The organism is Burkholderiaceae bacterium (genome assembly GCA_024235995.1).
Classification (GTDB): domain Bacteria; phylum Pseudomonadota; class Gammaproteobacteria; order Burkholderiales; family Burkholderiaceae_C; genus Ottowia.
In genome coordinates, this window is sequence record JACKLI010000001.1 from 164,152 (window position 1) to 187,219 (window position 23,068).

At 71.3% G+C, this 23,068-nt stretch carries 25 protein-coding genes; 11 read left to right on the forward strand and 14 right to left on the reverse strand.

Going from position 1 to position 23,068, the window contains the following annotated elements; genetic code table 11:
* Positions 1–69: 69 nt before the first annotated feature.
* From H6927_00790 to H6927_00805, 4 genes are all read left to right on the forward strand, one after another.
* Entirely contained in the window at positions 70–1,701 is a 1,632-nt protein-coding gene (locus tag H6927_00790; GenBank protein ID MCP5216636.1) for a DUF4139 domain-containing protein, read from the forward strand.
* A 130-nt stretch (positions 1,702–1,831) separates the two neighbouring features.
* Positions 1,832–2,467, forward strand: a complete 636-nt coding sequence (locus tag H6927_00795; GenBank protein MCP5216637.1) for a phosphatidylglycerophosphatase A — start codon at positions 1,832–1,834, stop codon at positions 2,465–2,467.
* The gene (locus H6927_00800; protein ID MCP5216638.1) at positions 2,464–2,994 is read left to right on the forward strand and encodes a CinA family protein; all 531 of its coding nucleotides are present in this window, start codon (positions 2,464–2,466) and stop codon (positions 2,992–2,994) included. Before H6927_00795 ends, H6927_00800 begins: the two co-directional genes overlap by 4 nt.
* A gap of 113 nt (positions 2,995–3,107) precedes the next feature.
* Positions 3,108–5,009 (forward strand): FMN-binding glutamate synthase family protein, encoded by a 1,902-nt coding sequence (locus H6927_00805; protein MCP5216639.1) that lies wholly within the window; start codon positions 3,108–3,110, stop codon positions 5,007–5,009.
* 31 nt (positions 5,010–5,040) lie between these two features.
* Here the strand turns inward: H6927_00805 and H6927_00810 are convergent, their stop codons facing one another.
* Entirely contained in the window at positions 5,041–6,231 is a 1,191-nt protein-coding gene (locus H6927_00810) for a DSD1 family PLP-dependent enzyme (protein MCP5216640.1), read from the reverse strand.
* Positions 6,215–6,862, reverse strand: coding sequence for a histidine phosphatase family protein (locus H6927_00815; protein ID MCP5216641.1), 648 nt, complete (start codon positions 6,860–6,862; stop codon positions 6,215–6,217). The genes H6927_00810 and H6927_00815 overlap by 17 nt, the downstream gene beginning before the upstream one ends.
* Positions 6,863–6,981: 119 nt before the next feature.
* Between H6927_00815 and H6927_00820 the strand changes: the two genes are divergently transcribed.
* Together H6927_00820 and H6927_00825 are read left to right on the forward strand one after the other, a co-directional pair.
* Entirely contained in the window at positions 6,982–8,232 is a 1,251-nt protein-coding gene (locus tag H6927_00820; protein MCP5216642.1) for an MFS transporter, read from the forward strand.
* 155 nt (positions 8,233–8,387) lie between these two features.
* On the forward strand, positions 8,388–8,972 hold the full coding sequence (locus tag H6927_00825) for an IPTL-CTERM sorting domain-containing protein (protein MCP5216643.1): 585 nt from the start codon (positions 8,388–8,390) through the stop codon (positions 8,970–8,972).
* Here the strand turns inward: H6927_00825 and H6927_00830 are convergent.
* Both H6927_00830 and ttcA read right to left on the reverse strand, forming a co-directional pair.
* Positions 8,929–9,603 carry a hypothetical protein gene (locus H6927_00830; protein MCP5216644.1) on the reverse strand — a complete coding sequence of 225 codons (675 nt, stop codon included), beginning with the start codon at positions 9,601–9,603 and terminating at the stop codon, positions 8,929–8,931. The two genes, H6927_00825 and H6927_00830, sit on opposite strands and share 44 nt — an antisense overlap.
* A 13-nt stretch (positions 9,604–9,616) precedes the next feature.
* Positions 9,617–10,555 (reverse strand): tRNA 2-thiocytidine(32) synthetase TtcA, encoded by a 939-nt coding sequence (ttcA, locus tag H6927_00835; GenBank protein MCP5216645.1) that lies wholly within the window; start codon positions 10,553–10,555, stop codon positions 9,617–9,619.
* A gap of 53 nt (positions 10,556–10,608) precedes the next feature.
* Between ttcA and ybeY the strand changes: the two genes are divergently transcribed.
* On the forward strand, positions 10,609–11,091 hold the full coding sequence (gene ybeY, locus H6927_00840; GenBank protein ID MCP5216646.1) for an rRNA maturation RNase YbeY: 483 nt from the start codon (positions 10,609–10,611) through the stop codon (positions 11,089–11,091).
* A gap of 87 nt (positions 11,092–11,178) precedes the next feature.
* Here the strand turns inward: ybeY and H6927_00845 are convergent, their stop codons facing one another.
* Genes H6927_00845 through H6927_00855 form a run of 3 tightly spaced genes read right to left on the reverse strand, consistent with a single transcriptional unit; the run spans position 11,179 to position 13,818 of the window.
* On the reverse strand, positions 11,179–11,628 hold the full coding sequence (locus H6927_00845; GenBank protein ID MCP5216647.1) for a D-tyrosyl-tRNA(Tyr) deacylase: 450 nt from the start codon (positions 11,626–11,628) through the stop codon (positions 11,179–11,181).
* On the reverse strand, positions 11,616–12,560 hold the full coding sequence (locus tag H6927_00850; protein ID MCP5216648.1) for a cation transporter: 945 nt from the start codon (positions 12,558–12,560) through the stop codon (positions 11,616–11,618). Before H6927_00850 ends, H6927_00845 begins: the two co-directional genes overlap by 13 nt.
* 22 nt (positions 12,561–12,582) lie before the next feature.
* A complete protein-coding gene (locus H6927_00855; GenBank protein MCP5216649.1) occupies positions 12,583–13,818 on the reverse strand; it encodes a tyrosine--tRNA ligase in 1,236 nt (411 codons plus the stop codon).
* Positions 13,819–13,993: 175 nt separating this feature from the next.
* Between H6927_00855 and H6927_00860 the strand changes: the two genes are divergently transcribed.
* The gene (locus tag H6927_00860; GenBank protein MCP5216650.1) at positions 13,994–15,322 is read left to right on the forward strand and encodes a M23 family metallopeptidase; all 1,329 of its coding nucleotides are present in this window, start codon (positions 13,994–13,996) and stop codon (positions 15,320–15,322) included.
* A gap of 64 nt (positions 15,323–15,386) precedes the next feature.
* Here the strand turns inward: H6927_00860 and erpA are convergent, their stop codons facing one another.
* From erpA to rplM, 4 genes are all read right to left on the reverse strand, one after another.
* The gene (gene erpA, locus H6927_00865) at positions 15,387–15,758 is read right to left on the reverse strand and encodes an iron-sulfur cluster insertion protein ErpA (GenBank protein MCP5216651.1); all 372 of its coding nucleotides are present in this window, start codon (positions 15,756–15,758) and stop codon (positions 15,387–15,389) included.
* Positions 15,759–15,797: 39 nt separating this feature from the next.
* On the reverse strand, positions 15,798–16,259 hold the full coding sequence (locus H6927_00870) for a polymer-forming cytoskeletal protein (GenBank protein ID MCP5216652.1): 462 nt from the start codon (positions 16,257–16,259) through the stop codon (positions 15,798–15,800).
* A 112-nt stretch (positions 16,260–16,371) separates the two neighbouring features.
* Complete coding sequence (gene rpsI / locus H6927_00875) at positions 16,372–16,764, reverse strand: 30S ribosomal protein S9 (protein MCP5216653.1); 393 nt, start codon at positions 16,762–16,764, stop codon at positions 16,372–16,374.
* Positions 16,765–16,773: 9 nt separating this feature from the next.
* Positions 16,774–17,202: a 50S ribosomal protein L13 gene (rplM, locus tag H6927_00880; GenBank protein ID MCP5216654.1), complete on the reverse strand. Its 429-nt coding sequence runs from the start codon at positions 17,200–17,202 to the stop codon at positions 16,774–16,776.
* A 179-nt stretch (positions 17,203–17,381) separates the two neighbouring features.
* Between rplM and H6927_00885 the strand changes: the two genes are divergently transcribed.
* A complete protein-coding gene (locus H6927_00885) occupies positions 17,382–18,347 on the forward strand; it encodes a 23S rRNA (adenine(2030)-N(6))-methyltransferase RlmJ (protein MCP5216655.1) in 966 nt (321 codons plus the stop codon).
* On the opposite strand, the gene paaX is transcribed toward H6927_00885, so the two are convergent.
* The 3 genes from paaX to H6927_00900 all read right to left on the reverse strand — a co-directional run bounded on the left by paaX (position 18,323) and on the right by H6927_00900 (position 21,447).
* Positions 18,323–19,276, reverse strand: a complete 954-nt coding sequence (gene paaX / locus H6927_00890) for a phenylacetic acid degradation operon negative regulatory protein PaaX (protein ID MCP5216656.1) — start codon at positions 19,274–19,276, stop codon at positions 18,323–18,325. The two genes, H6927_00885 and paaX, sit on opposite strands and share 25 nt — an antisense overlap.
* An 85-nt stretch (positions 19,277–19,361) precedes the next feature.
* The gene (locus H6927_00895; protein MCP5216657.1) at positions 19,362–20,414 is read right to left on the reverse strand and encodes a 2Fe-2S iron-sulfur cluster binding domain-containing protein; all 1,053 of its coding nucleotides are present in this window, start codon (positions 20,412–20,414) and stop codon (positions 19,362–19,364) included.
* Positions 20,415–20,418: 4 nt separating this feature from the next.
* Positions 20,419–21,447, reverse strand: coding sequence for a diiron oxygenase (locus H6927_00900; protein ID MCP5216658.1), 1,029 nt, complete (start codon positions 21,445–21,447; stop codon positions 20,419–20,421).
* Between the two features lie 223 nt (positions 21,448–21,670).
* Here H6927_00900 and paaA point away from each other — a divergent pair, with 223 nt between their 5' ends.
* Complete coding sequence (paaA, locus tag H6927_00905) at positions 21,671–22,699, forward strand: 1,2-phenylacetyl-CoA epoxidase subunit A (protein ID MCP5216659.1); 1,029 nt, start codon at positions 21,671–21,673, stop codon at positions 22,697–22,699.
* Entirely contained in the window at positions 22,696–22,995 is a 300-nt protein-coding gene (gene paaB / locus H6927_00910; protein ID MCP5216660.1) for a 1,2-phenylacetyl-CoA epoxidase subunit B, read from the forward strand. The genes paaA and paaB overlap by 4 nt, the downstream gene beginning before the upstream one ends.
* Positions 22,996–23,068: the final 73 nt, after the last annotated feature.

The window sequence follows — 23,068 nt, forward strand, 5'->3', positions numbered from 1 at the left end:
ATTTCATCGGGCATCGCCAGCACGGCGCGGGCTGCTAGCATTGGTGGCACGCTCCCCACCGGACTGCCCATGCCCCCCCATCATCTTTCTCGCCCGCTGGCCGTCGCCGCGCTGGCCCTGGCTGCGCTGGCCCCCGCGCACGCCCAGACCGCCGCGCCGCGCGCCGAGGGCGCCTCGCGCATCAGCGCCGTCAAGCTCTACCCCGGCAGCGCCACCGTCGAGCGCGTGCTGCGCGTGGCGCCGGGCGCGCGCCAGGCCACGTTCGACTGCCTGCCCGCCGCGCTGGACGCCGCCAGCCTGCAGGTCAGCGCCGCCAGCGGGATCCGCGTGGGCGAGCTGGCGGTGCGCCAGCAAGCGCGCGAGCTGCGGGGCGGCGCCTGCGCCAGCCCGCTGGACGAGCGCATCCGCGCCCTGCAGGACCAGATCGCCGGCCTGCAGGCCGAAAGCAGCGGCATCGACCTGGCCACCGGCTACTTCAAGAGCTTTGGCCAGCCCGGCGACGGCCCGCGCGCCGGCGCCGCCACCCCGGCCCAGATCGCCGCCACCGCGCAGGCGCTGCGCCAGGGCGGGCAGGACGCGCTGGCACGCCAGCACCAGCTGGCGCGCCAGCAGGAGCAGCTGGAGCGCGAGCTGAAACCCCTGCTGGCCGAGCGCGAGCGCAGCACCAGCGCGCACGCGCGCGTCAGCACGGTGCAGGTGACGCTGGCCGCGCCGCAGGGCGGCGAGCTGCGCCTGAGCTACGCCGTGCGCGGCCCCGGCTGGCAGCCCGGCTACCGCGCCACGCTGGACAGCGCCGCCAAAAAGCTGCGTCTGGAGCGCCTGGCGCAGGTGGCGCAAAGCACGGGCGAGGACTGGGACGGCGTGGCCATCACCCTGTCCACCGGCCAGCCCGGCGCCGCCACGCAGGGGCCGCTGCCCCGGCCCTGGCGCGTGGGCGTGCAGCCGCCCCAGGCCGAGGCCGTGCCGGCCCCGGTCATGGCCGCGCCGGCCGCCGCGCCATTGCTGCGCGCCGCCCCAGCCGCCAAGTCGGCGGCCGAGGCGGACGCCGACGAGCCGCGCTTCGACGTCAGCGTGTTCCAGGGCAGCTTCGCCACCGAATTTGCCGTGCCCCAGCGCGTGACGGTGCCCTCCAGCGGGCAGCAGGTCACGCTGGCGCTGGGCGAGCAGGCGCTGGACACCGAGCTGCTGGTGCGCGCCACGCCGGCGCTGGACGCCCACGCCTACCTGATCGCCCGCCTGGCCACCCCGCCCGGCGTGTGGCCCGCCGGCGCGCTGCAGCTGTACCGCGACGGCGCCTTCGTCGGCAGCGGGCGCTTCGACGCCGAGCGCAGCACGCGCGAGGGCCTGGCCTTCGGCCGCGACGAGCTGGTGAGCGTGCGCAGCGAGCGCCCCGAGCAGCAGCAGGGCACGGGCGGCTTCATCGGCACGCGCCACCAGCGCACCGACGAGCGCCGCTACACCGTGCACAACCGCCACGCCACCCCCATCCAGCTGCAGGTGCTGGACGCCGCGCCGGTGCCCGAGCATGAGGACGTGAAGGTCGAGTCGCACTACCAGCCCGCGCCGCAGACCGAGCGCTGGCACGACGAGCCCGGCACCGTGGCCTGGGAGCAGCCGCTGGCCGCCGGCGCCACGCAGGGCTTCAGCGCCACGCACCGCATCAGCTGGCCCAAGGACGAGCGGCTGCGGGAGCGGCGATGAGCGCGCGCGTGACCCGGGCTGGCTCCTTCCCCCGCTGGGGGAAGGCGGGGATGGGGGCACGTCCCGCATCTCAAGAAACCGCCGCGCGCCCCCACCCCAGCCCTCCCCCAGCGGGGGAGGGAGCAAAACCATGAGCCTGTCCGACCGTCCGCGCGGCGACGTCAGCGACGTCACCCCGCGCCCGCTGCCGCCACGCCCCGACGCCGCCGACGACGCAGCACCCGCGCCGGCGGCCGCGCCCACGCCGCCCCCGCGCATCGAGGCCCCGCCGCAGCGCCCCGGCGTGCGCTTTCTGCGCGCCCATCCGGCGCACTGGATCGGGCTGGGCTTCGGCTCGGGCCTGTCGCCGGTGGCGCCGGGCACGGTGGGCACGCTGTGGGCCTGGCTGGCCTGGGCGGTGCTGGGCCTGTGGCTGACGCCCGCACAGCTGGGCTGGCTGCTGGCCGTGTCGCTGCCGCTGGCCTGGTGGGCCTGTGCCGTCAGCGCCGACCACCTGAACGTGGCCGACCCCAGCGCCGTGGTGGCCGACGAGGTCGTTGCCTTCTGGCTCGTCCTGTGGCTGGTGCTGCCGGCCAGCTTCTGGGCGCAGCTGGCGGCGTTTGCGCTGTTTCGCTTCTTCGACGCCGTCAAGCCCGGTCCGGTGGGCTGGGCCGACCGCCTGCTGCACGGCGCGCGCGGCTGGCGCGGCGGCTTCGGCATCGTGCTGGACGACCTGGTGGCCGCCGGCTGCACCTTGCTGGTGATCGCCCTGGTGCGTGTGCCATGACCGGATCGCTATCAAATCAAGAGCTGCTTGCGCAGGATGCAGGCCGGTCAACGGCCGAAATCGTTGAAGAACTGGCCGCGGCCCTGCTGGCGCGCGGCTGGCTGCTGGCCACCGCCGAAAGCTGCACCGGCGGCCTGATCGCGGGTGCCTGCACCGACCTGGCGGGCTCCAGCCACTGGTTCGAACGCGGCTTCGTCACCTACAGCAACGCCGCCAAGACCGAGCTGCTGGGCGTGCCGGCCGAGCTGATCGCCCGGCACGGCGCGGTCAGCGAGCCGGTGGCGCGCGCGATGGCGCGCGGCGCCGTGGCGCACGCCCGCGCGCAGGTCGCCGTGGCCGTCACCGGCGTGGCCGGGCCCGGCGGCGGCAGCGCCGACAAGCCGGTGGGCACCGTGTGGTTCGGCTGGCAGCTGCCGGGTCGCACCGAGACCGAATGCCGGCGCTTTGACGGCGACCGCGCCGCCGTGCGCGCGCAAACCGTGGCGCATGCGCTGGCGGGGCTGGTGCGGCGGATCGCGGCGGGCTAAGAAGCTGTCAACCCACGCTGGCAGGCGCGGATGCAGGCCGCCGGGCGGCCAGCACGCTTCGGTAAGATGGCCCGAGCGGCCGCGCGGCGGCCGCCCTTCACCGGAGCAGCCCCATGGCCCAGCGCGCGTTCCTGGCTCAGCACATCCGCTACACCACCTGGGCGCTGTGCGCCCTGTTCACGCTGCTCAGCGCCATCGCGCTGCTGCGCTGGGGCGGCGGCTGGTGGGTGCCGCTGGGCGCGTTCGGCGCGCTCACGCTGCTGGGCTGGCGCGACCACGCGCAGACGCGCCACGCGGTGCTGCGCAACTACCCCGTGCTGGGGCACATGCGCTTCCTGCTGGAGTTCATCCGCCCCGAGATCCGCCAGTACTTCGTCGAGGGCGACCACGACGCCGGCGAGCCCTTCACCCGCGCACAGCGCACCGTGGTGTACCAGCGCGCCAAGGGCGTGCCCGACGTGCGGCCCTTCGGCACCAAGCTGGACGTGGGCGCCAAGGGCTACGAGTGGATCAACCACTCGCTGCAGACCACCAAGATCGAATCGCACGACTTCCGCATCTGGCTGGGCGGCCGCCCCGACGCGCCGGCGGTGGGCGTCTCGCCCTGCACCCAGCCCTACAACGCCAGCGTGTTCAACATCTCGGCCATGAGCTTCGGCGCGCTGTCGGCCAACGCCATCCGGGCGCTCAACCAGGGCGCCAGGATCGGCGGCTTCGCGCACGATACCGGCGAGGGCGGCATCAGCCGCTACCACCGCGAGCACGGGGGCGACCTGGTGTGGGAGATCGGCTCGGGCTACTTCGGCTGCCGCAACACGGACGGCAGCTTCAACGCCGAGCGCTTTGCCCAGCAGGCGCGCGAGCCGCAGGTGAAGATGATCGAGATCAAGCTGAGCCAGGGCGCCAAGCCCGGCCACGGCGGCGTGCTGCCGGGCGCCAAGGTCACGCCCGAGATCGCCGCCGCGCGCGGCGTGCCGGTGGGGGTGGACTGCATCTCGCCCTCGGCGCACAGCGCGTTCTCCACGCCGGTCGAGCTGATGCAGTTCGTCGCCCGCCTGCGCGAGCTGTCGGGCGGCAAGCCGGTGGGCTTCAAGCTGTGCATCGGCCACATCTGGGAGTGGTTCGGCATCGTCAAGGCCATGCTGGAGACCGACATCACGCCCGACTACATCGTGGTCGACGGCGCCGAGGGCGGCACCGGCGCCGCGCCGATCGAGTTTGCCGACCACATGGGCGCGCCGGTGCAGGAGGGCCTGCACCTGGTGCACAACACGCTGATCGGCGCCGGCCTGCGCGAGCGCGTCAAGATCGGCGCCGCCGGCAAGGTGATCAACTCGTTCGACCTGGCGCGCATGTTCGCGCTGGGCGCCGACTGGTGCAACTCGGGGCGCGGCTTCATGATGGCGCTGGGCTGCATCCAGGCGCAGGTGTGCCACAGCGGCTTCTGCCCCACCGGCATCACCACGCAGGACCTGAGACGCGAGCGCGCGCTGGTGGTGGCCGACAAGGCCCCGCGCGTGGCGCAGTACCACGCCAACACGCTGCACGCGCTCAAGGAGCTGCTGCAGGCCGCCGGCCTGATGCACCCCGACCAGCTCAGCACCCACCACATCGTGCGGCGCATCGACAGCGAGCGCATCCGCCTGCTGTCGGCCATCATGCCCACCCTGCGCCCGCGCGCCATCCTGGACGACCTGGAGCACCAGCACAACGTCTACCGCCTGTACTGGCCGCTGGCCGACGCGCACAGCTTCGCGCCGCACATCCCGGCGGCGCACGAGTGGCGGTCCATCGACGCCCTGCGCCCCACGGTGGCCGGCCGCCCGGCCTCGGCGGTGCAGATCGCCGAGGAGCTGACGCACCGGCGCGCGCCGCACCCCGGCGCCATCACCCGGCTGGTGCCCGAGCAGTCCAGCGCGCACCGCGCCGTGCCCACCGCCAGCACGCCCACCCACGTGCCCAGGGAGTGGACGGCGTCGGGCGACGCGCCGGCGCCCGAGCACCTGGACGCCTGAGCGGCCCCTGCTCAAGCCCCCGGGCGCGCGCTCACCACACGCCGCGCGCCAGCACCGGCTCCACGGCCTCCACCCGGCCGTCCAGCAGGCCGCCGCGCACGGCGATCAGCTGGTTGTGCAGGTTGACGGTGGGGTCGCAGTGGCCGGGAATCAGCCACACGGTGTCGCCCAGCGACGGCAAGGCGCGCAGGATGCCGCCGGCAATCTCCACGGGGCGCAGGATGCTGGCCTCGTCGCCGCCGTTGTGCACCACCAGCGAGGGCTGGCCGGGCAGGGCGTGCACGGCCGGCAGGCCGCTGTCGATGGCGTGGCTCTTGTGGCCGGCGTCGCACACGGCGTGGTCCGCGGCCACGCTGATGACCTGCGACTTGACGAACAGCGCGGGCTCGAACACGGGCTGGGCCGGGTCGCGCTCGTTGCGGGCGTAGTCAGCGTCCATGAACAGGAAGCTGCCGGGCTGGATCTCGCCCCACAGGCCGCTGGCGGCCTCGCAGGCGAAGGTGCCGGTGCCCGCGCCGGTGACCAGCGGCGGCGCCAGCCCGGCCGCGGCCAGCAGCGCGCCCGTGGCGCGCAGCCGCTCGGCGCTGGCGCCGATGGCCGCGCGGCGCTCGGCCACCGTGCGCAGGTGCTGGGCGCCGCCGTGGTAGGCCTGCAGGCCGGCGTAGCGCAAAACAGGCGCATGCGCCGCCAGCGTGCGCACCCGCTCGAGCACCGCCGCGCCGGGCGCCACGCCGCAGCGGCCCTGGCCGATATCGACCTCGACGAACACGTCGATGCCGCCGGCGGGGGCCGCGCGCATGGCCTGCGCCAGGCGCGCGATGCCCTCGTCGCTGTCCACGGCAATCGCCAGGCGGCCGCCGCGCTCGTGCAGGCGCTGCGCCAGCGCGGCCACGCGCCGCAGCTTGGCGGGCGCGATCACTTCGTTGCTGATGAACAGGTCGTGGATGCCCGCCGCGGCCAGCGCCTCGGCCTCGGCCACGGTCTGGGTGCACAGGCCGACGGCGCCGGCCTGCAGCTGCAGCCGGGCGAAGGCGGCGCTCTTGTGCAGCTTGGCGTGCGGGCGCAGGCGCAGCCGGTGGCGCGCGGCAAACTCGGCCATGCGCTGCAGGTTGCGGCCGGCGGCGTCCAGGTCCACCACCAGCGCGGGCGTGTCGATGGCGTCCACGCCCTGGCCGATCAGGGCCTCGCAGGCGGCGGGCAGGGTGTCAGGCCAGGCGTTCATCGCGCGTGTCGTCCAGGTGCGAGCGGTCGGCCCAGCCGACCAGGGCCAGGCCGCCGTCGGGCGTCCACAGCAGGCGGTTGACGGCCGCGTTGTCCAGCTGCCAGGTGCGCGCGTCCTGCAGGCTGGCGCCGGTGGCGGCGCGGTACAGCACGTCGAGCACCCCGCCATGGGTGAACATCGCCACGTGCTTGCCCATGTTCTGGGCCGCCAGCCCGCATACCACCTGCGTGATGCGCTCCTTGAATTGAAGCAAGGATTCACCCCCACCCGGTGGCGCCCAGTGCGGGTCGCGCCGGCGCCAGCGCTCGGCATCCTGCGGCAGCTCGGCCTCGACGTCGGCAAAGCGGCGGCCCTGGAAGGCGCCGAAGCACCGCTCGCGCAGGCCGGGCGTGGCCAACAGTGGCACGCCGGTGGCGTCGGCCACGGCCTGGGCGGTCTGCCGCGCGCGCGCCAGGTCGCTGCTGTAGATGAGATCGATGCGCTCGCCCTCGTCCCGGAGCTTGGCGGCCAGCCGCCCGGCCTGCGCGCGGCCGACCTCGTTGAGCGCGATGTCCAGGTGCCCCTGGATGCGGCCGTCGGCGTTCCAGGCGGTTTCGCCGTGGCGCACGAGCAAGAGACGGGTCCATTCCATACGTCGATCATGCCACCGTCCCACAGGCGACCGGGCCGGGCGCGGGCGGGCGGTTACGCTCGCAGGCCGGCCGCCTGCTGCACACGGCCGGCCGACCAGACACCACGCCCGCCTGCCCCATGACCACCGCCCCATCCCCCAACCGACCCGCGCCCACCGGCGGCAGCTGGGCCGCGCTGCTGCTGCTGACCACCGGCTTTGCCATGAGCCAGGCCTTTCGCACCATCGCCGCCATCATGGCCCAGCCGCTGCAGGCCGAGCTGCACCTGTCGCCGCAGCAGCTGGGCGCGTTCGCGGCGGCCTACCACTTCGCCTTTGGCGCGCTGCAGCTTTTCATGGGCATCGGCATCGACATGCACGGGGTGCGGCGCACCATCCTGACGGCCTCGCCGCTGATGGTGGCGGGCGCGGTGATGTCGGCGCTGGCGGGCAGCTTCAGCTGGCTGGTGGCCGGCCAGATCCTGATCGGCATCGGCTGCGCGCCGGCCTTCCTGGTGTGCACGGTGTACATCGCGCGGCACTTTCCGCCGGCGCGCTACACCATGGTCTCCAGCATCATCCTGGCGGTGGGCGGCGTGGGCATGCTGGCCACCGGCACGCCGCTGGCATGGCTGATCGAGGCCAGCTCCTGGCGCATGGGCTTCTGGGTGCTGGCGCTGTGCGCGGCGCTGTCCTGGGGCGCCATCGCGCTGTGGATGCGCGAGCCGCCGCCGCCCGCGGCGGCGCAGCGCGAGTCGCTGCGTGAGTCGCTGCGCACCTTCGGCGCGCTGTTTCGGCTGCCGCACACCCTGGGCATCGTCGCGCTGGCGCTGGTGACCTATGCCTCGTTCGTGGCGCTGCGCGGGCTGTGGCTGGGGCCGGTGATGATGCAGCGCCACGGCTGGAGCCTGGTGGCCACCGGCAACCTGGCGGTGGTGCTGACGGTGGTGGCGCTGGCCAGCCTGCCGGTGTTCGGCCGGCTCGACCCGGGGCCGCGCCGGCGCCGCCCGTGGCTGCTGGCGGGCACCCTCGTGTCGGCGGCGCTGTTCGGCCTGCTGGCGCTGGGCGTGAGCGCGCCGGTGGACGTGGCGGCGATGCTGCTGGTGTGCCTGGCCTCGGGCTATGCCACGCTGCAATACCCGGACGTGAAGGACGCCTACGAGCCGGCGGTGATCGGCCGCGCGATGGCGCTGTTCACCATGGCCCTGTTCATGGGCGTGGCGCTGGTGCAGTGGCTGACCGGCGCCATCGCCTCCATCGCCCAGGCGCACGGCATCGACCCGTTCGGTGCGGTGTTCGGCTGCATCGCCGGACTGCTGGTGCTGGGCGCGCTGGCCTTTTGGCGCCTGCCCCAGCCGGCGGTCGGCAGGCGCCCAGGCCCCGCGTCGTGAACGGGAACCCGGGGCAATCCCTTGTGGATTGAAACCAACAGTTAGCGATGGTTGGTTTGGGTTTGCATGGATGTCGCCCTAAACTTGGCTTGACAACCGAAGCGATTGTTGCCAATGCGGGCGATCGCATTCGCCCCCTACCGGAGACAGACCCCATGCCTTTCAAATCCATTGCCCGCCCGGCCCTGGCTCTCGGCCTGACGACCGTGGCCATGGCCGCGCAGGCCGTGACGATCAACGTCGCCGCGGTGTCGCAACCGCTTTACCTGAACGACACCACGAGCATCACGGTCAATCTGGACAACACGGCAGGCCCCGCCATGGGGGCTGCGGGCGAGTTTGCAGTAGCCTTGCCGGCCGAAATGCACTTCACGGCAGTCCCCGGCACCTGCACGGCAGGTCCGGCACCCGTGCAATCGATGACCTGCAGTTTCGGGCCGCTGGCCGCCGGCGCGCAGTCCTCGCAGGTGCTTTCGGCCCAGGCCGATGTGCTGTACCCCACGGCGGATCACCAGAACAACCCTCCGGGCAACCCCTACCTGTTCGTCACCGCAGACATCACGAATGACGGCACGGGAGCGACTGGTGACAGCTACAACACCGGCCCGTTCTACATCGATCCCCGGCCCACGCCGCCGGCCGCCATCGCGCCGGTCCCGACCCTGGAAGCCTGGGGCCTGGGCGTGCTGAGCCTTCTCATGGGCGCGGCGGCCGTGCGTCGCCGGCGCCGGTCGGCCTGAGCGCGGGCGGCGCCTCGGGCGCCAGCAACATCGGCACGTCCACGCGCTGCGGGCCCTGCGGCGGATTCGGATAGCCCTGCAGCGCGGCGGCAAACAGGGCCGCCAGCACGGCGCCGGTGTTGCTCCAGGTGCCGTCGTGGCGGGCCCGGGTGTCGTAGACGATCTGGCCGCTGTGCACGTCGCGCATCACCAGGCTCACTTCGCTGATATAGATCGGCACCGAATCGTCCCAGCCCAGCGGACCGCCCCAGCCCAAACCCACGCCAGCGCCGCGCCAGCCGCCGCCAAAACCCAGGGCGATGCGCGTGTTGCTGGGCTCGGCCCAGGCGCTGGACCAGCCGGCCTGGACGCTGGCGCTGGCCTGCACGCTCACGCGCGCCTGCGCGTCGTCACGCACCGCGCCCACGCGCGCCAGCGCGGCCTGCGCCAGCGCCTCGACCTGCGCCGGCGCGGGTTGGCCGGCCACCGGGGGCTGCGGATCGAAGCGGTAGTGCACCGCCTGCAGCAGCGCCGCGCCCGGCCCCTGGGCGGCGTTGGCGCGCACCTCGGCCGTCACGACGCGTGGCCCGCTGGCGCAGCCGGCCAGGCCGGCGGCCAGAACCCCGATGGCAAGCCAGCGTGCGATGTCCATGGATGACCTCCTGTCAGACCGGAACCGGCGGCGGCGCGATGGGTTCCTCGTCGAACGCCTTGTCGCCGTCCGCGTCGAACACGCCGCTGGCCTGCAGATGCTTGAAGTCGTGCAGGCGGGCGTCCATCAGGTGCGAGGGCACCACGTTCTGCAGCGCGGTGAACATGCTCTCGATGCGCCCGGGGTGCTGGCGCTGCCACTGGCGCAGCATCTCGCCCACCTGCTTGCGCTGCAGGTTCTCCTGGCTGCCGCACAGGTTGCAGGGGATGATGGGAAAGCGCCGGTGCTCGGCCCAGGCCACCAGGTCGCTTTCCGCCACGTAGGCCAGCGGGCGGATGACGATGAACTCGCCGTTGTCGCTGGTCAGCTTGGGCGGCATGCCCTTGAGCTTGCCGCCGAAGAACATGTTCAGGAAGAAGGTCTGCAGCATGTCGTCGCGGTGGTGGCCCAGCGCGATCTTGTTGCAGCGCAGCTCGCGCGCCACGCGGTACAAAATGCCCCGGCGCAAGCGCGAGCACAGGCTGCAGGTGGTCTTGCCCTCGGGGATCTTGGCTTTGACGATGCTGTAGGTGTCCTGCGTCTCGATGTGGTGCTCGATGCCCAGCGTGGCCAGGTAGTTTGGCAGCACCTCGGCCGGAAAGCCGGGCTGCTTCTGATCCAGGTTGACGGCCACCAGCTCGAAGCGGATCGGCGCGCGCGCCTGCAGCCTCTGCAGCACGTCGAGCAGGCCGTAGCTGTCCTTGCCGCCCGACAGGCACACCATCACGCGGTCGCCCTCCTCGATCATGTTGAAGTCGACGATGGCCTGGCCGACCTGGCGGCACAGGCGTTTTTCGAGCTTGAGCGCCTCGCGCTCGGCGCGCGTGCGGGCGGCGGGACCGGTGGCCGCGCCGTCCTCGACGGCCACGGGGGACGGCCCGCGCGCCGGCAATTCGATGTCCGTGATAGTCATGGCGCGGATTGTCCCGCAATCGCCATGAGCCGGCTTTGCGGCATGATCGCGCCATGCCCCTGCCGCCGCTCAGCCTGTCCCTGCAAATCGCCCGCTTCGACGCCGCCGCCACGCACCGCGCCGCGCTGCCGCGCCACCACGTGGCGCGCTGGCTGCGCCACGCGCTGGGCAGCGACGTGCAGGCCGCCGAGATCACGGTGCGCGTGGTCGATGCCGAGGAAGGCCGCGCGCTCAACCGCGACTATCGGCACAAGGACTACGCCACCAACGTGCTGACCTTCGACTACGCCGGCGCGCCGCACGTGGCGGCCGACCTGGTGCTGTGCGCCCCGGTGGTGGCGCGCGAGGCGGCCGAGCTGCGCAAGCCGCTGGCCGAGCACTACGCCCACCTGCTGGTGCATGGCGCGCTGCACGCGCAGGGCTGGGATCACGAGAGCAGCGAGCAGGACGCCGAGGCCATGGAGGCGCGCGAGAGCGCCATCCTGGCGGCGCTGGGCTTTGCCGACCCCTACGCCAGGGCGGTGCGCGCGCGTTGATTTCAAGCCGAATCGGGGCCTGGCCGGCGTACAACAAGCCCAATCAGCTATCGAAATTGAACCGATGGCAGGCCTGCCGCGTGCCGCTCAAGCCGCCGGCAGCACACGCAGCGGGATGGTGACCGGCCCATCGTTGACCAGCGCCACCTGCATGTCGGCACCGAATTCGCCCGTCGCCACCACCGGGTGGGCCGCCCGCGCCGCCGCGACGAAATACTCGTAAAGACGCCGCCCTTCGTCCGGCGGCGCGGCGCCCGTGAAGCTGGGCCGGTTGCCGCCCGTGGTGTCGGCCGCCAGGGTGAACTGGCTGACGACGAGCAGGCCGCCGGCCACGTCCTGCACGCTGCGGTTCATCTTGCCCGCCGCGTCGCCGAAGATGCGCAGCTTGAGCAGCTTGGCCAGCAGCCTGTCGGCCTCGCGCTCGCCGTCGCCGCGCTCGGCGCACAGCAGCACCAGCAGGCCCTGGTCGATGGCGCCCGTGACGCGCCCGGCCACGGTGACGCGCGCCTGCGCCACGCGCTGGATCAGGGCGTGCATGCGCTCTGGGGGCCGGCTGCGTGCCCTGCGGGTTCGGTGTCCAGCGGCAGCAGCTGGATGCTGACGTGCAGCGGCGGCACGGCGGCCAGCAGGGCGCGCTCGAGCTCGCCGCGCAGGCCGGCGGCACGGCGCAGGCTCCAGTCGGCCGGCAGGTGCAGGTGCACGCTCAGGAACAGGCGCTGGCCGGCGCGCCGGCTCATCGCATGGTCCACGCGCAGGCCGGGCGTGCCGGCCTGCGCCTGCACGAAGCCGTCCACCACCGCATCGACCTGGGCCTGCACCTCGGGCTCGACCGCCGCATCCATCAGGCCCTGGGCCGAGCGCCAGATCAGCTGCCCGCCCTCGCCCAGGATGTTCAGCGCCATCACGATCGCCACCGCCGGGTCCACCCAGTGCCAGCCGGTGAACATGACCAGGGCCAGGCCCAGGACCACGCCGGCCGAGGTCCACACGTCGGTGATCAGGTGGCGCGCATCGCCCTCCAGCGCCATCGAGCGGTGCCGGCGCGAGGCGCGCAGCATGATCCAGCCCAGCGCGCCGTTGAGTCCGGCGCTCAGCACCGACAGCGCCACGCCCAGCCCCAGCTGCTCCAGCGGCTGCGGATGCCAGAAGCGCGGCACGGCGGCCCAGACGATGGCCAGCGCCGCCACGATGATCAGGATGCCCTCGAAGCCGGCCGAAAAGTACTCGGCCTTGTCGTGCCCGAAGGGATGGTCCTCGTCGGCCGGCCGCGCCGCCACCGTCACCATCCACAGGCCGAAGGTGGCGCCGGCCACGTTGACCAGCGACTCCAGCGCGTCCGACAGCAGGCCGACCGAGCCGGTCAGCCACCAGGCCAGGGTCTTGAAGCCCAGCGTCAGCACGGCGACGGCGATCGAGGCCGCCATCAGCCGATGCGGCGTCAGCCAGGCGCTGCCGGGGTTGCTCGCCATCCAGGGACCGGGCCCGGGTCTCTCAGGCCAGGGTCACGCGCGCGAACCTGCGCTTGCCCACCTGCACCACGTAGGTGCCGGCGGCCAGCTTCAGGCCCTTGTCGCTCACCACGCTGGAGTCGACCCGCACGCCGTGGCCGTCGATCAGGCGGTTGGCCTCGCTGGTGGACGGCGCCAGCCCCGCCTGCTTGAGCACCAGGCCGATGCCCAGCGGCGCGCCGGCCAGCTGCACCTGCGGGATCTCGTCGGGCACGCCGCCCTTGCTGCGGTTGGCGAAATCCTGCTCGGCGGCCTCGGCGGCGCGCGCATCGTGAAAGCGCGTGGTGATCTCGCGCGCCAGCAGCACCTTGGCGTCCTTGGGGTTGCGCCCGCCCGCCACCTCGGCCTTCAGCCGCGCGATCGCCTCCAGGCTCTGGAACGACAGCAGCGTGTACCAGTCCCACATCAGCGCGTCGGAGATCGACAGCACCTTGGCGAACATGCTGTTGGCGTCCTCGGTGATGCCGATGTAGTTGTTCTTGCTCTTGGACATCTTCTCGACGCCGTCCAGGCCGACCAGCAGCGGCATGGTCAGGATGCACTGCGGCTCCTGGCCGTACTCCTGCTGCAGGTGGCGGCCGACCAGCAGGTTGAACTTCTGGTCGGTGCCGCCCAGCTCCAGGTCGCTCTGGAGCGCCACCGAGTCGTAGCCCTGCATCAGCGGGTAGAGGAACTCGTGCACGCTGATCGACTGGCCGCTGGTGTAGCGCTTGTGGAAATCGTCGCGCTCCATCATGCGCGCCACGGTGTAGCGGGCCGCCAACTGGATCATGCCACGCGCGCCCAGCGGGTCGCTCCACTCGCTGTTGTAGCGAATCTCGGTCTTCGCCTCGTCCAGCACCAGCTTGGCCTGGGCGAAATAGGTCTCGGCGTTGGCGCGGATCTGCTCGGCCGTGAGCGGCGGGCGCGTGGCGTTGCGCCCGGAGGGGTCGCCGATCAGGCTGGTGAAGTCGCCGATCAGGAAGATCACCTGGTGGCCCAGGTCCTGCAGCTGGCGCATCTTGTTGAGCACCACGGTGTGGCCGACGTGGATGTCGGGCGCGGTCGGATCGAGCCCCAGCTTGATGCGCAGCGGCTGGCCGGTGCGCTCGGCGCGCTGCAGCTTGGCCTGCCAGTCGGCCTGGGGCAGCAGCTCGTCGGCCCCGCGCAGGCTGACGGCCATGGCATGGCGCACCGCGTCCGAAATCGGTGCATTGGTTACTTTTGTATCAGAATTCATCGGAAATGGGTTGTAGGCTCGGGGCGAGGTCGATATACTCGCTCGCCAAGCCTGATTTTAGGGGCCGGCTCAAGTCCTGAGCGTCACGGCCAGAAGGCCTGCCGGATTCTGGCACCCCCCACTCCCGTACCATGTGCTGCGCGTGAAGCAAGAATTGATCTCCTCTGGTCTGGCGATGGCCGACTTCATCCATCGCCATCCCAGGCGCATCGTGGCGGCCCTGGCCGCGCTCTTGCTGTCCACCGGCGGCGGCGCCTTCGCCGTCGCCTCGCTGGGCGCCAACGCCGCCCCCACCGACCCGCTGCGCCTGGTGACCGAGGCCGTCAGCCCCGACGCCGTGGCCGCCCAGCTCGAGCAGCTCGACGGTTTCAGCTTCACCCTGTACCGCAGCGAGACCACGCGCGCGGCCGACACGCCCGAGGCCTTGCTCAAGCGCCTGGGCATCGCCGACCCGGCCGCCGCCTCCTTCCTGCGCCGCAACGAAACCGCCTGGAAGGCCGTGTTCGGCCGCGGCACCACCGGCCGCACCGTCACCGCCGAGGCCGACGACCGCCAGGGCCTGCAGCAGCTGCGCACGCACTGGGTGGAGGGCGACGACGACCGCCAGTTCAAGCGTCTGGTGGTGCAAAAGCAGGGCAGCGACTTCAGCGCCCGCATCGAGACCGCGCCGCTGGTGGCCACGCAGCGCCTGGCCAGCGGCACCATCCGCAGCACCCTGTTTGCCGCCACCGACGAAGCGGGCGTGCCCGACGGCGTGGCGCGGCAGCTGGTCGACGTGTTCGAAAGCAGCGTCGACTTTCGCCGCGGCCTGCGCCGGGGCGACCGCTTTTCCGTCGTCTACGAAGCGCTCGAGGCCGACGGCGAGCCCGTCAAGACCGGCCGCATCCTGAGCGCCGAGTTCGTCAACCGGGGCAAGTCGCAGGACGCGGTGTGGTTCCAGGCCTCCGGCAGCGACGCCGGCGCCTACTACGACTTCGACGGCCAGAGCCTGCGCAAGGCCTACCTGATCGAACCGCTGGCCTTCACCCGCGTGACCAGCAACTTCGGCATGCGCCGCCACCCGGTGTTCGGCGGCCTGCGCGGCCACACCGGCGTCGACTTCGGCGCGCCCACCGGCACCCCGGTGCGCACCGTCGGCGACGGCACGGTCGAGTTCGCCGGCGTGCAGCGCGGCTACGGCAACGTCATCTACATCAAGCACACGGACAACACCGACACCACCGTCTACGGCCACCTCTCGCGCATCGGCGTGCGCGAGGGCGAGAAGGTGACGCAGGGCCAGAAGATCGGCGAAGTGGGCTCCACCGGCGTGGCCACCGGCCCGCACCTGCACTTCGAGTTCCGCGTCAACGGCGAGCCGGTCGACCCGCAGGAGGTCATGGCCCAGCAGCACCAGACCCCGCCGGTGTCCCCCGCGGCCCGCGCGGCCTTCGCCAAGCTGTCGGCCAGCATGCAGCAGCAGCTGGCGGCGGCGGGTCAGATCCAGGGCAGCCCGTTCCAGTAAGCCCCGGTTCTTCACCCAACAAAAATGCGCCGCTGAGGGCGCATTTTTGTTGGGCCGCAGGGGTTCACTCGGTGGTGAACGACGAGCCGCAGCCGCAGGTGGTCGAGGCGTTGGGGTTGCGGATCACGAACTGCGCGCCGTTCAGATCGTCCTTGTAGTCGATCTCGGCACCCACCAGGTACTGGTAGCTCATGGCGTCGATCAGCAGGGACACGCCGTTCTTGCTCATCACCGTGTCGTCGTCGTTGACCTGCTCGTCGAACGTGAAGCCGTACTGGAAGCCCGAGCAGCCGCCGCCCTGCACGAACACGCGCAGCTTCAGCTCGGGGTTGCCTTCCTCGGCCACCAGTTCGGCGACCTTGGTGGCCGCGGCGTCGGTGAACACCAGCGGATCGGGCATGGTGGCAAGGGCGGATTCCTGGATGGCGGCATTCATGGCGGGCTCGGGCATGGATAGAGGGGACAAGTGTAAGACTTACTCGGTTTTGTCGGGGCGCAGCTCGAAAGTCGGCTCGACGGGCGCGGCCTGGGGTGCCACGGGCTCCGGCGGCACGGGCGTCTCGCGCGCCGCCACGGGCGTGACCTGGGGCTGCAGCTGGCCGGCCACCACGGCGCCGGGCTGCATCTCCAGCGTCTTGTAGCGCACGTCGCCTTCGATGCGGCCGCTGGCCAGCAGTTCCAGCCGCTCGCGTGCCAGCACCGGCCCGACGACCCGGCCGGCAACGACGATGTGGTCGGCGCTGATGGCGCCTTCCACCCGGCCGCCCTCGTGGATCAGCAGCATGCTGGAGGCGCCCTCCTCACCCATGACGTCGCCCAGCACCGTGCCTTCGATCTGCAGTCCGTCCTGGAAGGTGCAGCGCCCCGTGACCTGCATGCCGGCGCCGATGGCGCTGCGGACGGGGGTTGGCGCTTGCTTTTTGGTGATGCCCAGCATTGGCTTGCTCCTGTGCCTTGATGTCCGCGCCCTTTTACCACGAGCACCCGAAAAAAAACCACCGCGCCCACCCCAGGGGCGGCGCGGTGGCTGGCTGGCCGCAGGCCTTCGATCAGCGCTTGCTGAACTGCTTGCGGCGGCGGGCGGAGTGCAGGCCGACCTTCTTGCGCTCGACCTCGCGCGCGTCGCGCGTCACGTAGCCGGCAGCCGACAGCTGGGGCTTGAGGTTGGCGTCGTAGTCGATCAGCGCGCGGGTGATGCCGTGGCGCACCGCGCCGGCCTGGCCCGATTCGCCGCCGCCGGCCACGTTGACCTGGATGTCGAAGGTCTCGACGTGGTCGGTCAGCACCAGCGGCTGCTTGCAGATCATGATCGAGGTCTGGCGGCCGAAGAACTGCTCGATGGACTTGCCATTGACCGTGATCTTGCCGCTGCCCTTTTTCAGAAACACGCGGGCGACGCTGGACTTGCGACGGCCGGTGCCATTGTTCCATTCACCAATCATTGCGGCTCCTTAGACTTCCAGCACCTTGGGCTGCTGGGCGCTGTGCGGATGCTCGGCGCCGCCGTACACCTTCAGCTTCTTGATCATGGCGTAGCCCAGCGGGCCCTTGGGCAGCATGCCCTTGACGGCCTTCTCGAGCGCGCGGCCGGGGTGCTTGGCCTGCATGTCGCGGAAGTTGGTCTCGCGGATGCCGCCGGGGTAGCCGGTGTGGCGATAGTATTTCTTGTCGAGTTCCTTGGCGCCCGTGACACGGAGCTGGGAGGCGTTGACGACGACGATGAAGTCGCCGGTATCGACGTGAGGCGTGTAAATGGCCTTGTGCTTGCCGCGCAGACGGAGGGCAACTTCGCTGGCTACCCGTCCGAGGACCTTGTCGGTCGCGTCAATCACAAACCACTCGTGCGTCACGTCAGCGGGTTTCGCGCTGAACGTTTTCATGAGTTTTCCTGCTAAGGAATTGGGTTTGGCCAGCCCTTTTCCACGGTCGGTGCTCCTCTTGCGTCGGGAGCCTCTTAGGTGGGTGTACTGCTTTTGCCGCGGGGCTGATAAATCGCTGCAAAGCCGGCTATTTTAGCGGATTTCGACCATCGGGCAAGCAAGGCAGCTACCATCGCCCCATGTTCAGCTATCGCCATGCCTTCCACGCCGGCAACCACGCCGACGTGCTCAAGCACCTCACCCTGGTCGCCACGCTGCGGCACCTGATGCAGAAAAGCGGCGCGCTGACGCTGGTCGACACGCACGCCGGCGCGGGCATCTACCGACTGGACGAGCAGGCGGCGCAGATCTCGGGCGAGGCGCTGGCCGGCATTGGGCGCCTGCAGGCCGCGCTGGCCCCGGGTTTGGATAAAAATCAGGCTCCAGCCCCGGTCAATCAAGCCCCATCAGCTATCAATAACGAAGCAACCATCCTGCAGGACTACCTGCAGTTGATCGCCAGCTTCAACCGCGCCGCGCCGCCCGGGGGCGCCTGGCGGGTGTATCCCGGCTCGCCGCTGCTGATGCATGCGCTGATGACCGAGCCCGGGCGCGCCGCCGTGCACGACCGGCTGCGCCTGTTCGAGCTGCACCCCACCGACTGGCAGGCGCTGCAGGCGCACGTGGCCCAGCTGGGCGCCGGCCGCCAGGTGAGCATGGCGCGCGAGGACGGCTTTGCCGCGCTGAAGGCGCTGCTGCCGCCGCCGGTGGCGCCCGGCGGCTCGCGCCGCGCGCTGGTGCTGATCGACCCAAGCTACGAAATCAAGAGCGACTACGCCAAGGTGGCCGCCGCCGTGCAGGATGGCCTCAAGCGCTTCGTGACCGGCGTCTACCTGGTCTGGTACCCCATCATCGCGCGGCCCGAGGCGCATGGCCTGCCGCGCCGGCTGAAGACGCTGGCGCAGCAGGCCGGGCGCGGCTGGCTGCACGCCACGCTGAACATCGGCGTGCCGCCCGGCGGCGCGCCGGGCCTGGGCGCCAGCGGCATGTTCGTCATCAACCCGCCGCACACGCTGGCGCCTGCGCTGCGCGACGCCCTGCCCGCGGTGGTGCAGGCGCTGGGCCGGGGGCGCGGGCAGGGCTACACGGTGGATGCCGGCGGCTGAACCGCGCCGCCGAAGCGCAGCCGGCTGGCCGCGTCCGGTGGCGGCAGCGCCTGCCCGTCGGCACGCTGCAGCAGCGCGTCCAGGTGGCGCTCGGAAGGCGCCAGCAGGCGCCGGTACAGATCGCGCGTGAGCTGGCGCGCCGCGCGGCCGGGCCAGCCGGCGGGCAGCAGCACGTCGGGCAGTTCCGGGTCGCGCAGCAGCAGGCGCCGCCAGTCGTGGATCAAGAGGGTGCGCAGCAGGAAGGCGTCTTCCGGCGTGATGGGTTCGTCCGCCTCGTCCGCCTGCAGCGCGCGCGCGATGGGGCCGTAGCCGGCGTCGAAGCGGGTGTAGGCCTGGGCCAGTTCGCCCAGGTTCCAGGCGCGGCGCACCAGCTCGGCATCGCTCTGGCCCAGGCCGTGCCGGGCGTCGCTGGCCAGCAGGGGCATCAGCTGCGCCGGCGCCTCGGCCAGGCCCTCGGTGGCCAGGGCCTGCAGCGCCTCGTCCAGGTCGGCGCCGGGGTGGACGAAGCAGTCCGCGCCCAGCTGGCCGAAGCCCTGCCAGGCGAGGGCGCGGCGCAGCGGCTCGCGGGCCTTGGCGTCCAGCTCGCGCACCAGCAGCAGCAGGCGCCAGCGCCCGTCCCAGGCGCGCGGCTGGGTGGCGTAGATGGTGCGCGAGGCTTCCTCGAAACGGCGCTGGCCGGCCTCGGTCAGCAGGTAGTCGGCGCGCCGGCCGTGCGACTCGATGCGCAGCCAGGCCTGCTTGGCCAGGCGCGAGACGGCGGTGCGCACCAGCCGGTCGTCGATGCCCAGCGGCTGCAGCAGGTGGATCAGGCTGCCCACCCACAGCCGGCCGCCGCGCGGGGCCACCGCGTCGCCGAACAGCGAGATGATGAGCGCGCCGGCGCGCACGCGGCTTTGCTGGCGGTGCGCGTCGATGCGCGCGCGCGCCAGGTCGGCGGCCGACGCGGCGCGCCTCACTGGACTGCCCTCCGCGCTGCGCGCTGCGGGATTCGCGCTCGGGAGCGGCCCGGCGCGCTCATGAGTGAGACAACAGATGCTCGCGGTCGGCGACGGTGGGTTGCTGCATGGCGAAAAATCCTTCGGTGTAGATCATGTCGGCCCCGGCGCCCAGGGCCTTGGCGGTCTCCACGCAGCTGGCCGTGAACTCCGGGCTGCCGGCGGCGAACACGGTGTGCCTGGACAGGTCGGGCAGCAGGCCGGGCAGCACGGCGCCGACGCGGCCGTGCAGGAAGCCCTCGGCCTGCTCGCGCGTGAGCGTGACACGATAGTCGAAGTTGCGGTGCTTGGTGCGCCACCAGGCCAGCAGGCCCTGGGCGTAGGCGTCCTCGCGCGTGCGCGCCGACAGCAGCAGCATGACGGGCTTGCGAAAGCCGCGGCGCAGCGCGGCCTCGGTCAGCGCCAGGATGGGCGCCAGGCCGGTGCCGGCGGCCAGGCACAGCACGGGCGTGTCCACGGCCGGATCGCCGATGAAGGTGCCGTAGGGGCCGCTGATCTTGATGCCCTCGCCCACCGCCAGCCGGTCGTGGATCCAGGCGCTGGTGGTGCCGCCGTCGGCGCGCGCCACCTGCAGCACCAGCTCGCCGTCGGGGCGCGGCGCGTTGCTGATGGAATACGCCCGCGGCGGCGCGCCGGCGCGCGCATCGCCCACGGTGACGTACTGGCCGGGCCAGTAGCGGATCGGCTTGCCCACCGGGCGCAGGTGCAGCTCGATGGCGCGCGCGGCGACGGGGCGCTTGTCGGTGACGACGAACAGCGCGTTCTCGCGCGGCGGAAACAGCTTGGGCCGCGCGTCGGCCGTGCCCCATTCGATCTCCATCTCGTCGGAGATCGGCTTGGCCATGCACATCAGGCCAAAGCCCTGCTTGCGCTCCTCCGGCGACAACGCCATGTCGAGCACGATGCCCTGGTCGTACTGGCCCGACAGCACCTTGACCTTGCACTCGCCGCAGGCGCCGGCGCGGCAGTTGTTGGGCAGCGCGTAGCCGGCTTTCTCCAGCGCCATGAGCACGGTGTCGCCGGCGGCGACCTCGACGGATTTGCCCGAGGGCTGGATGGTGACGCGAGACATGGGGTCAGAACACCGGAATGATGTCTTCCATGTCCGTGTCGGACACCTCCTGGCCGGTGATGCCCACCTCGGGAATGGCCGGGAAGGGGATGTTGTAGCGGTCCAGCACGCCCTTGAGGTTGATGATGGCGTTGCGCCAGTTTTCCTTCTTCATCTCGTAGGTGGGGATGCCAAAGCCCGCGCCGCGCGCCACTTCCTCGGCCTCGCGCTGGTTGTCGATGAAGTCCGCCGGCAGGTCCCAGAACTCCATCGGCGGCTCGAACAGCACGGCCGACAGGAACAGGTAGCCGGCGCGGATCTGCTTGGTGACCACGGCCTTGTCGGCGTCCTTCAGGCCCGGGTAGTCGCGCTCCATCACCGCCATGCAGATCGCCATGTGGCGGCCTTCGTCGCGGCCGATGTTCTTGAACGCTTCCTTGAACACCGGCTCGCGCGCGCTCTCGAACATCTGCTTGAAGATGGTCGCGGCGGCGATCTCGCCCATCAGGAACGAGCTGAACAGCACCGCCAGGTCGTACTTGGGCACGGCCTGCTTGTAGCCCGTCCAGTAGCGCCCGCCGTTGAAGTACAGCCACTTGGCGTTCTTCTGCAGGCGCCGGCCCAACTCGGTCTTGGGCTCGTAGGTCAGCGGGTCGGGGTGGCCCAGCATGCGCGTGATGGCCTGACCGCACATGATCTCGTGGTTCTGCTCGTCGCGCGTGACCGAGAAGAAGCACTTGCGCACCGGGTCTTCCTCGTGCACCTCGTAGGTCTTGATCAGCGCCTCCGCGAACACCGGCGGCGCCGAGGCGTCGAACACCGACAGCAGCGTCCACCAGTAGGCGATGGACTCGCGCTCTTCCCACGAGTAGCTGTCGACGTCGAGCGTGTCCCAGGGCAGCTTCTCGGGGTCCCAGGCCTCGCGCAGCGAGGCTTCCCACACCTCCTGCAGCTTCTGGGTCTTGCGGTTCCACGACAGCGGGTAGATGTTGGGCTGCGGGGTCGCGGGCGGCAGCTCCATCTTGTCGGCAAAGCGTTCCTTGTGGGCGGACATGCGGGTCTCCTGGGGTGTGATGGGTGGGTTCAGGCCTTTGCATGACATTGGTGACCTGAAATTTGACTATATTCGTCATATTACAAATATTCAAGCAATAACATATTTTTTGTGATGTAATTGCCGCTGCCAAGACGACAGCGCGGGCGCCCGAATTCCTCGACCGACGGGTCGGTCAATTCATCTACACTTGACGAGCGCCACGCCCCACCGGAGACCGTCCATGTACACCCAGTCCTTTTCCGTCCCCGACGACAGCGACACCAAGCCCGGCGCGCCCAAGGCCGCCGCCCGGGCCGTGCCGGCCGAGGACGCCGCGCACCAGGCGCGCTTCGACGCCCGCATCGATGCCGACGGTCGCATCGAGCCGCGCGACTGGATGCCCGAGGCCTACCGCAAGACCCTGGTGCGCCAGATCAGCCAGCACGCGCACAGCGAGATCGTGGGCATGCTGCCCGAGGGCAACTGGATCGGCCGCGCGCCCAGCCTCAAGCGCAAGGCCATCCTGCTGGCCAAGGTGCAGGACGAGGGCGGCCACGGCCTGTACCTGTACAGCGCCGCCGAAACCCTGGGCACCAGCCGCGAGGACATGCTCGACGGCCTGCACAGCGGCCGCGCCAAGTACAGCAGCATCTTCAACTACCCCACCCTCAGCTGGGCCGACGTGGGCGTGATCGGCTGGCTGGTGGACGGCGCGGCGATCATGAACCAGATCCCGCTGTGCCGCTGCAGCTACGGCCCCTACGCCCGCGCCATGGTGCGCGTGTGCAAGGAAGAATCCTTCCACCAGCGCCAGGGCTACGAGTCGCTGCTGGTGCAGATGCAGGGCACGCAGGCGCAGCGCGACATGGTGCAGGACGCCGTCAACCGCTACTGGTGGAAGTGCCTGGCCATGTTCGGCCCGCCCGACGCCGACAGCCCCCACAGCGGGCAGGCCATGCGCTGGGGCATCAAGCGCTTTTCCAACGACGACCTGCGCCAGAAGTTCGTCGATGCCACCGTGCCGCAGGCCAAGGTGCTGGGCGTCACCCTGCCCGACCCCGATTTGAAGTGGAACGAGGCGCGCGGCCATTACGACTACGGCGCCATCGACTGGGACGAGTTCTGGCAGGTGGTCAACGGCCACGGCCCCATGAACAAGGAGCGCCTGGCCACGCGCGTGAAGGCGCACGAGGACGGCGCCTGGGTGCGCGAGGCCGCCGCCGCGCACGCCGCCAAGCAAGCACAACGCAACCTGAAGGAAGCCGCATGAGCACCCCACCCGCATTGAAGGACTGGCCCTTGTGGGAAGTCTTTGTCCGCAGCAAGCAAGGCCTGGAGCATAAGCACTGCGGCAGCCTGCACGCCAGCGACAGCGCGCACGCGCTGCAGATGGCGCGCGACGTCTACACCCGCCGCCAGGAAGGCGTGAGCATCTGGGTGGTGCCCTCGCACCTGATCGCGGCCAGCGACCCCGAGGACAAGGAGCTGATGTTCGACCCGGCCAGCGACAAGATCTACCGCCACCCCACCTTCTACGACATCCCCGACGAAGTGGGGCACATGTGATGGACGCGCGCGTCAAACCCGCCGTGGCCCCAGCAGACTACCTGCTGCACCTGGCCGACAACGCCCTGGTGCT

Coding starts and splice junctions, on each gene's coding strand:
- H6927_00790 (MCP5216636.1), top strand. CDS start 70: ATGCCCCCCCATCATCTTTCTCGCCCGCTGGCCGTCGCCGCGCTGGCC.
- H6927_00795 (MCP5216637.1), top strand. CDS start 1,832: ATGAGCCTGTCCGACCGTCCGCGCGGCGACGTCAGCGACGTCACCCCG.
- H6927_00800 (MCP5216638.1), top strand. CDS start 2,464: ATGACCGGATCGCTATCAAATCAAGAGCTGCTTGCGCAGGATGCAGGC.
- H6927_00805 (MCP5216639.1), top strand. CDS start 3,108: ATGGCCCAGCGCGCGTTCCTGGCTCAGCACATCCGCTACACCACCTGG.
- H6927_00810 (MCP5216640.1), bottom strand. CDS start 6,231: ATGAACGCCTGGCCTGACACCCTGCCCGCCGCCTGCGAGGCCCTGATC.
- H6927_00815 (MCP5216641.1), bottom strand. CDS start 6,862: ATGGAATGGACCCGTCTCTTGCTCGTGCGCCACGGCGAAACCGCCTGG.
- H6927_00820 (MCP5216642.1), top strand. CDS start 6,982: ATGACCACCGCCCCATCCCCCAACCGACCCGCGCCCACCGGCGGCAGC.
- H6927_00825 (MCP5216643.1), top strand. CDS start 8,388: ATGCCTTTCAAATCCATTGCCCGCCCGGCCCTGGCTCTCGGCCTGACG.
- H6927_00830 (MCP5216644.1), bottom strand. CDS start 9,603: ATGGACATCGCACGCTGGCTTGCCATCGGGGTTCTGGCCGCCGGCCTG.
- ttcA (MCP5216645.1), bottom strand. CDS start 10,555: ATGACTATCACGGACATCGAATTGCCGGCGCGCGGGCCGTCCCCCGTG.
- ybeY (MCP5216646.1), top strand. CDS start 10,609: ATGCCCCTGCCGCCGCTCAGCCTGTCCCTGCAAATCGCCCGCTTCGAC.
- H6927_00845 (MCP5216647.1), bottom strand. CDS start 11,628: ATGCACGCCCTGATCCAGCGCGTGGCGCAGGCGCGCGTCACCGTGGCC.
- H6927_00850 (MCP5216648.1), bottom strand. CDS start 12,560: ATGGCGAGCAACCCCGGCAGCGCCTGGCTGACGCCGCATCGGCTGATG.
- H6927_00855 (MCP5216649.1), bottom strand. CDS start 13,818: ATGAATTCTGATACAAAAGTAACCAATGCACCGATTTCGGACGCGGTG.
- H6927_00860 (MCP5216650.1), top strand. CDS start 13,994: ATGGCCGACTTCATCCATCGCCATCCCAGGCGCATCGTGGCGGCCCTG.
- erpA (MCP5216651.1), bottom strand. CDS start 15,758: ATGAATGCCGCCATCCAGGAATCCGCCCTTGCCACCATGCCCGATCCG.
- H6927_00870 (MCP5216652.1), bottom strand. CDS start 16,259: ATGCTGGGCATCACCAAAAAGCAAGCGCCAACCCCCGTCCGCAGCGCC.
- rpsI (MCP5216653.1), bottom strand. CDS start 16,764: ATGATTGGTGAATGGAACAATGGCACCGGCCGTCGCAAGTCCAGCGTC.
- rplM (MCP5216654.1), bottom strand. CDS start 17,202: ATGAAAACGTTCAGCGCGAAACCCGCTGACGTGACGCACGAGTGGTTT.
- H6927_00885 (MCP5216655.1), top strand. CDS start 17,382: ATGTTCAGCTATCGCCATGCCTTCCACGCCGGCAACCACGCCGACGTG.
- H6927_00895 (MCP5216657.1), bottom strand. CDS start 20,414: ATGTCTCGCGTCACCATCCAGCCCTCGGGCAAATCCGTCGAGGTCGCC.
- H6927_00900 (MCP5216658.1), bottom strand. CDS start 21,447: ATGTCCGCCCACAAGGAACGCTTTGCCGACAAGATGGAGCTGCCGCCC.
- paaA (MCP5216659.1), top strand. CDS start 21,671: ATGTACACCCAGTCCTTTTCCGTCCCCGACGACAGCGACACCAAGCCC.
- paaB (MCP5216660.1), top strand. CDS start 22,696: ATGAGCACCCCACCCGCATTGAAGGACTGGCCCTTGTGGGAAGTCTTT.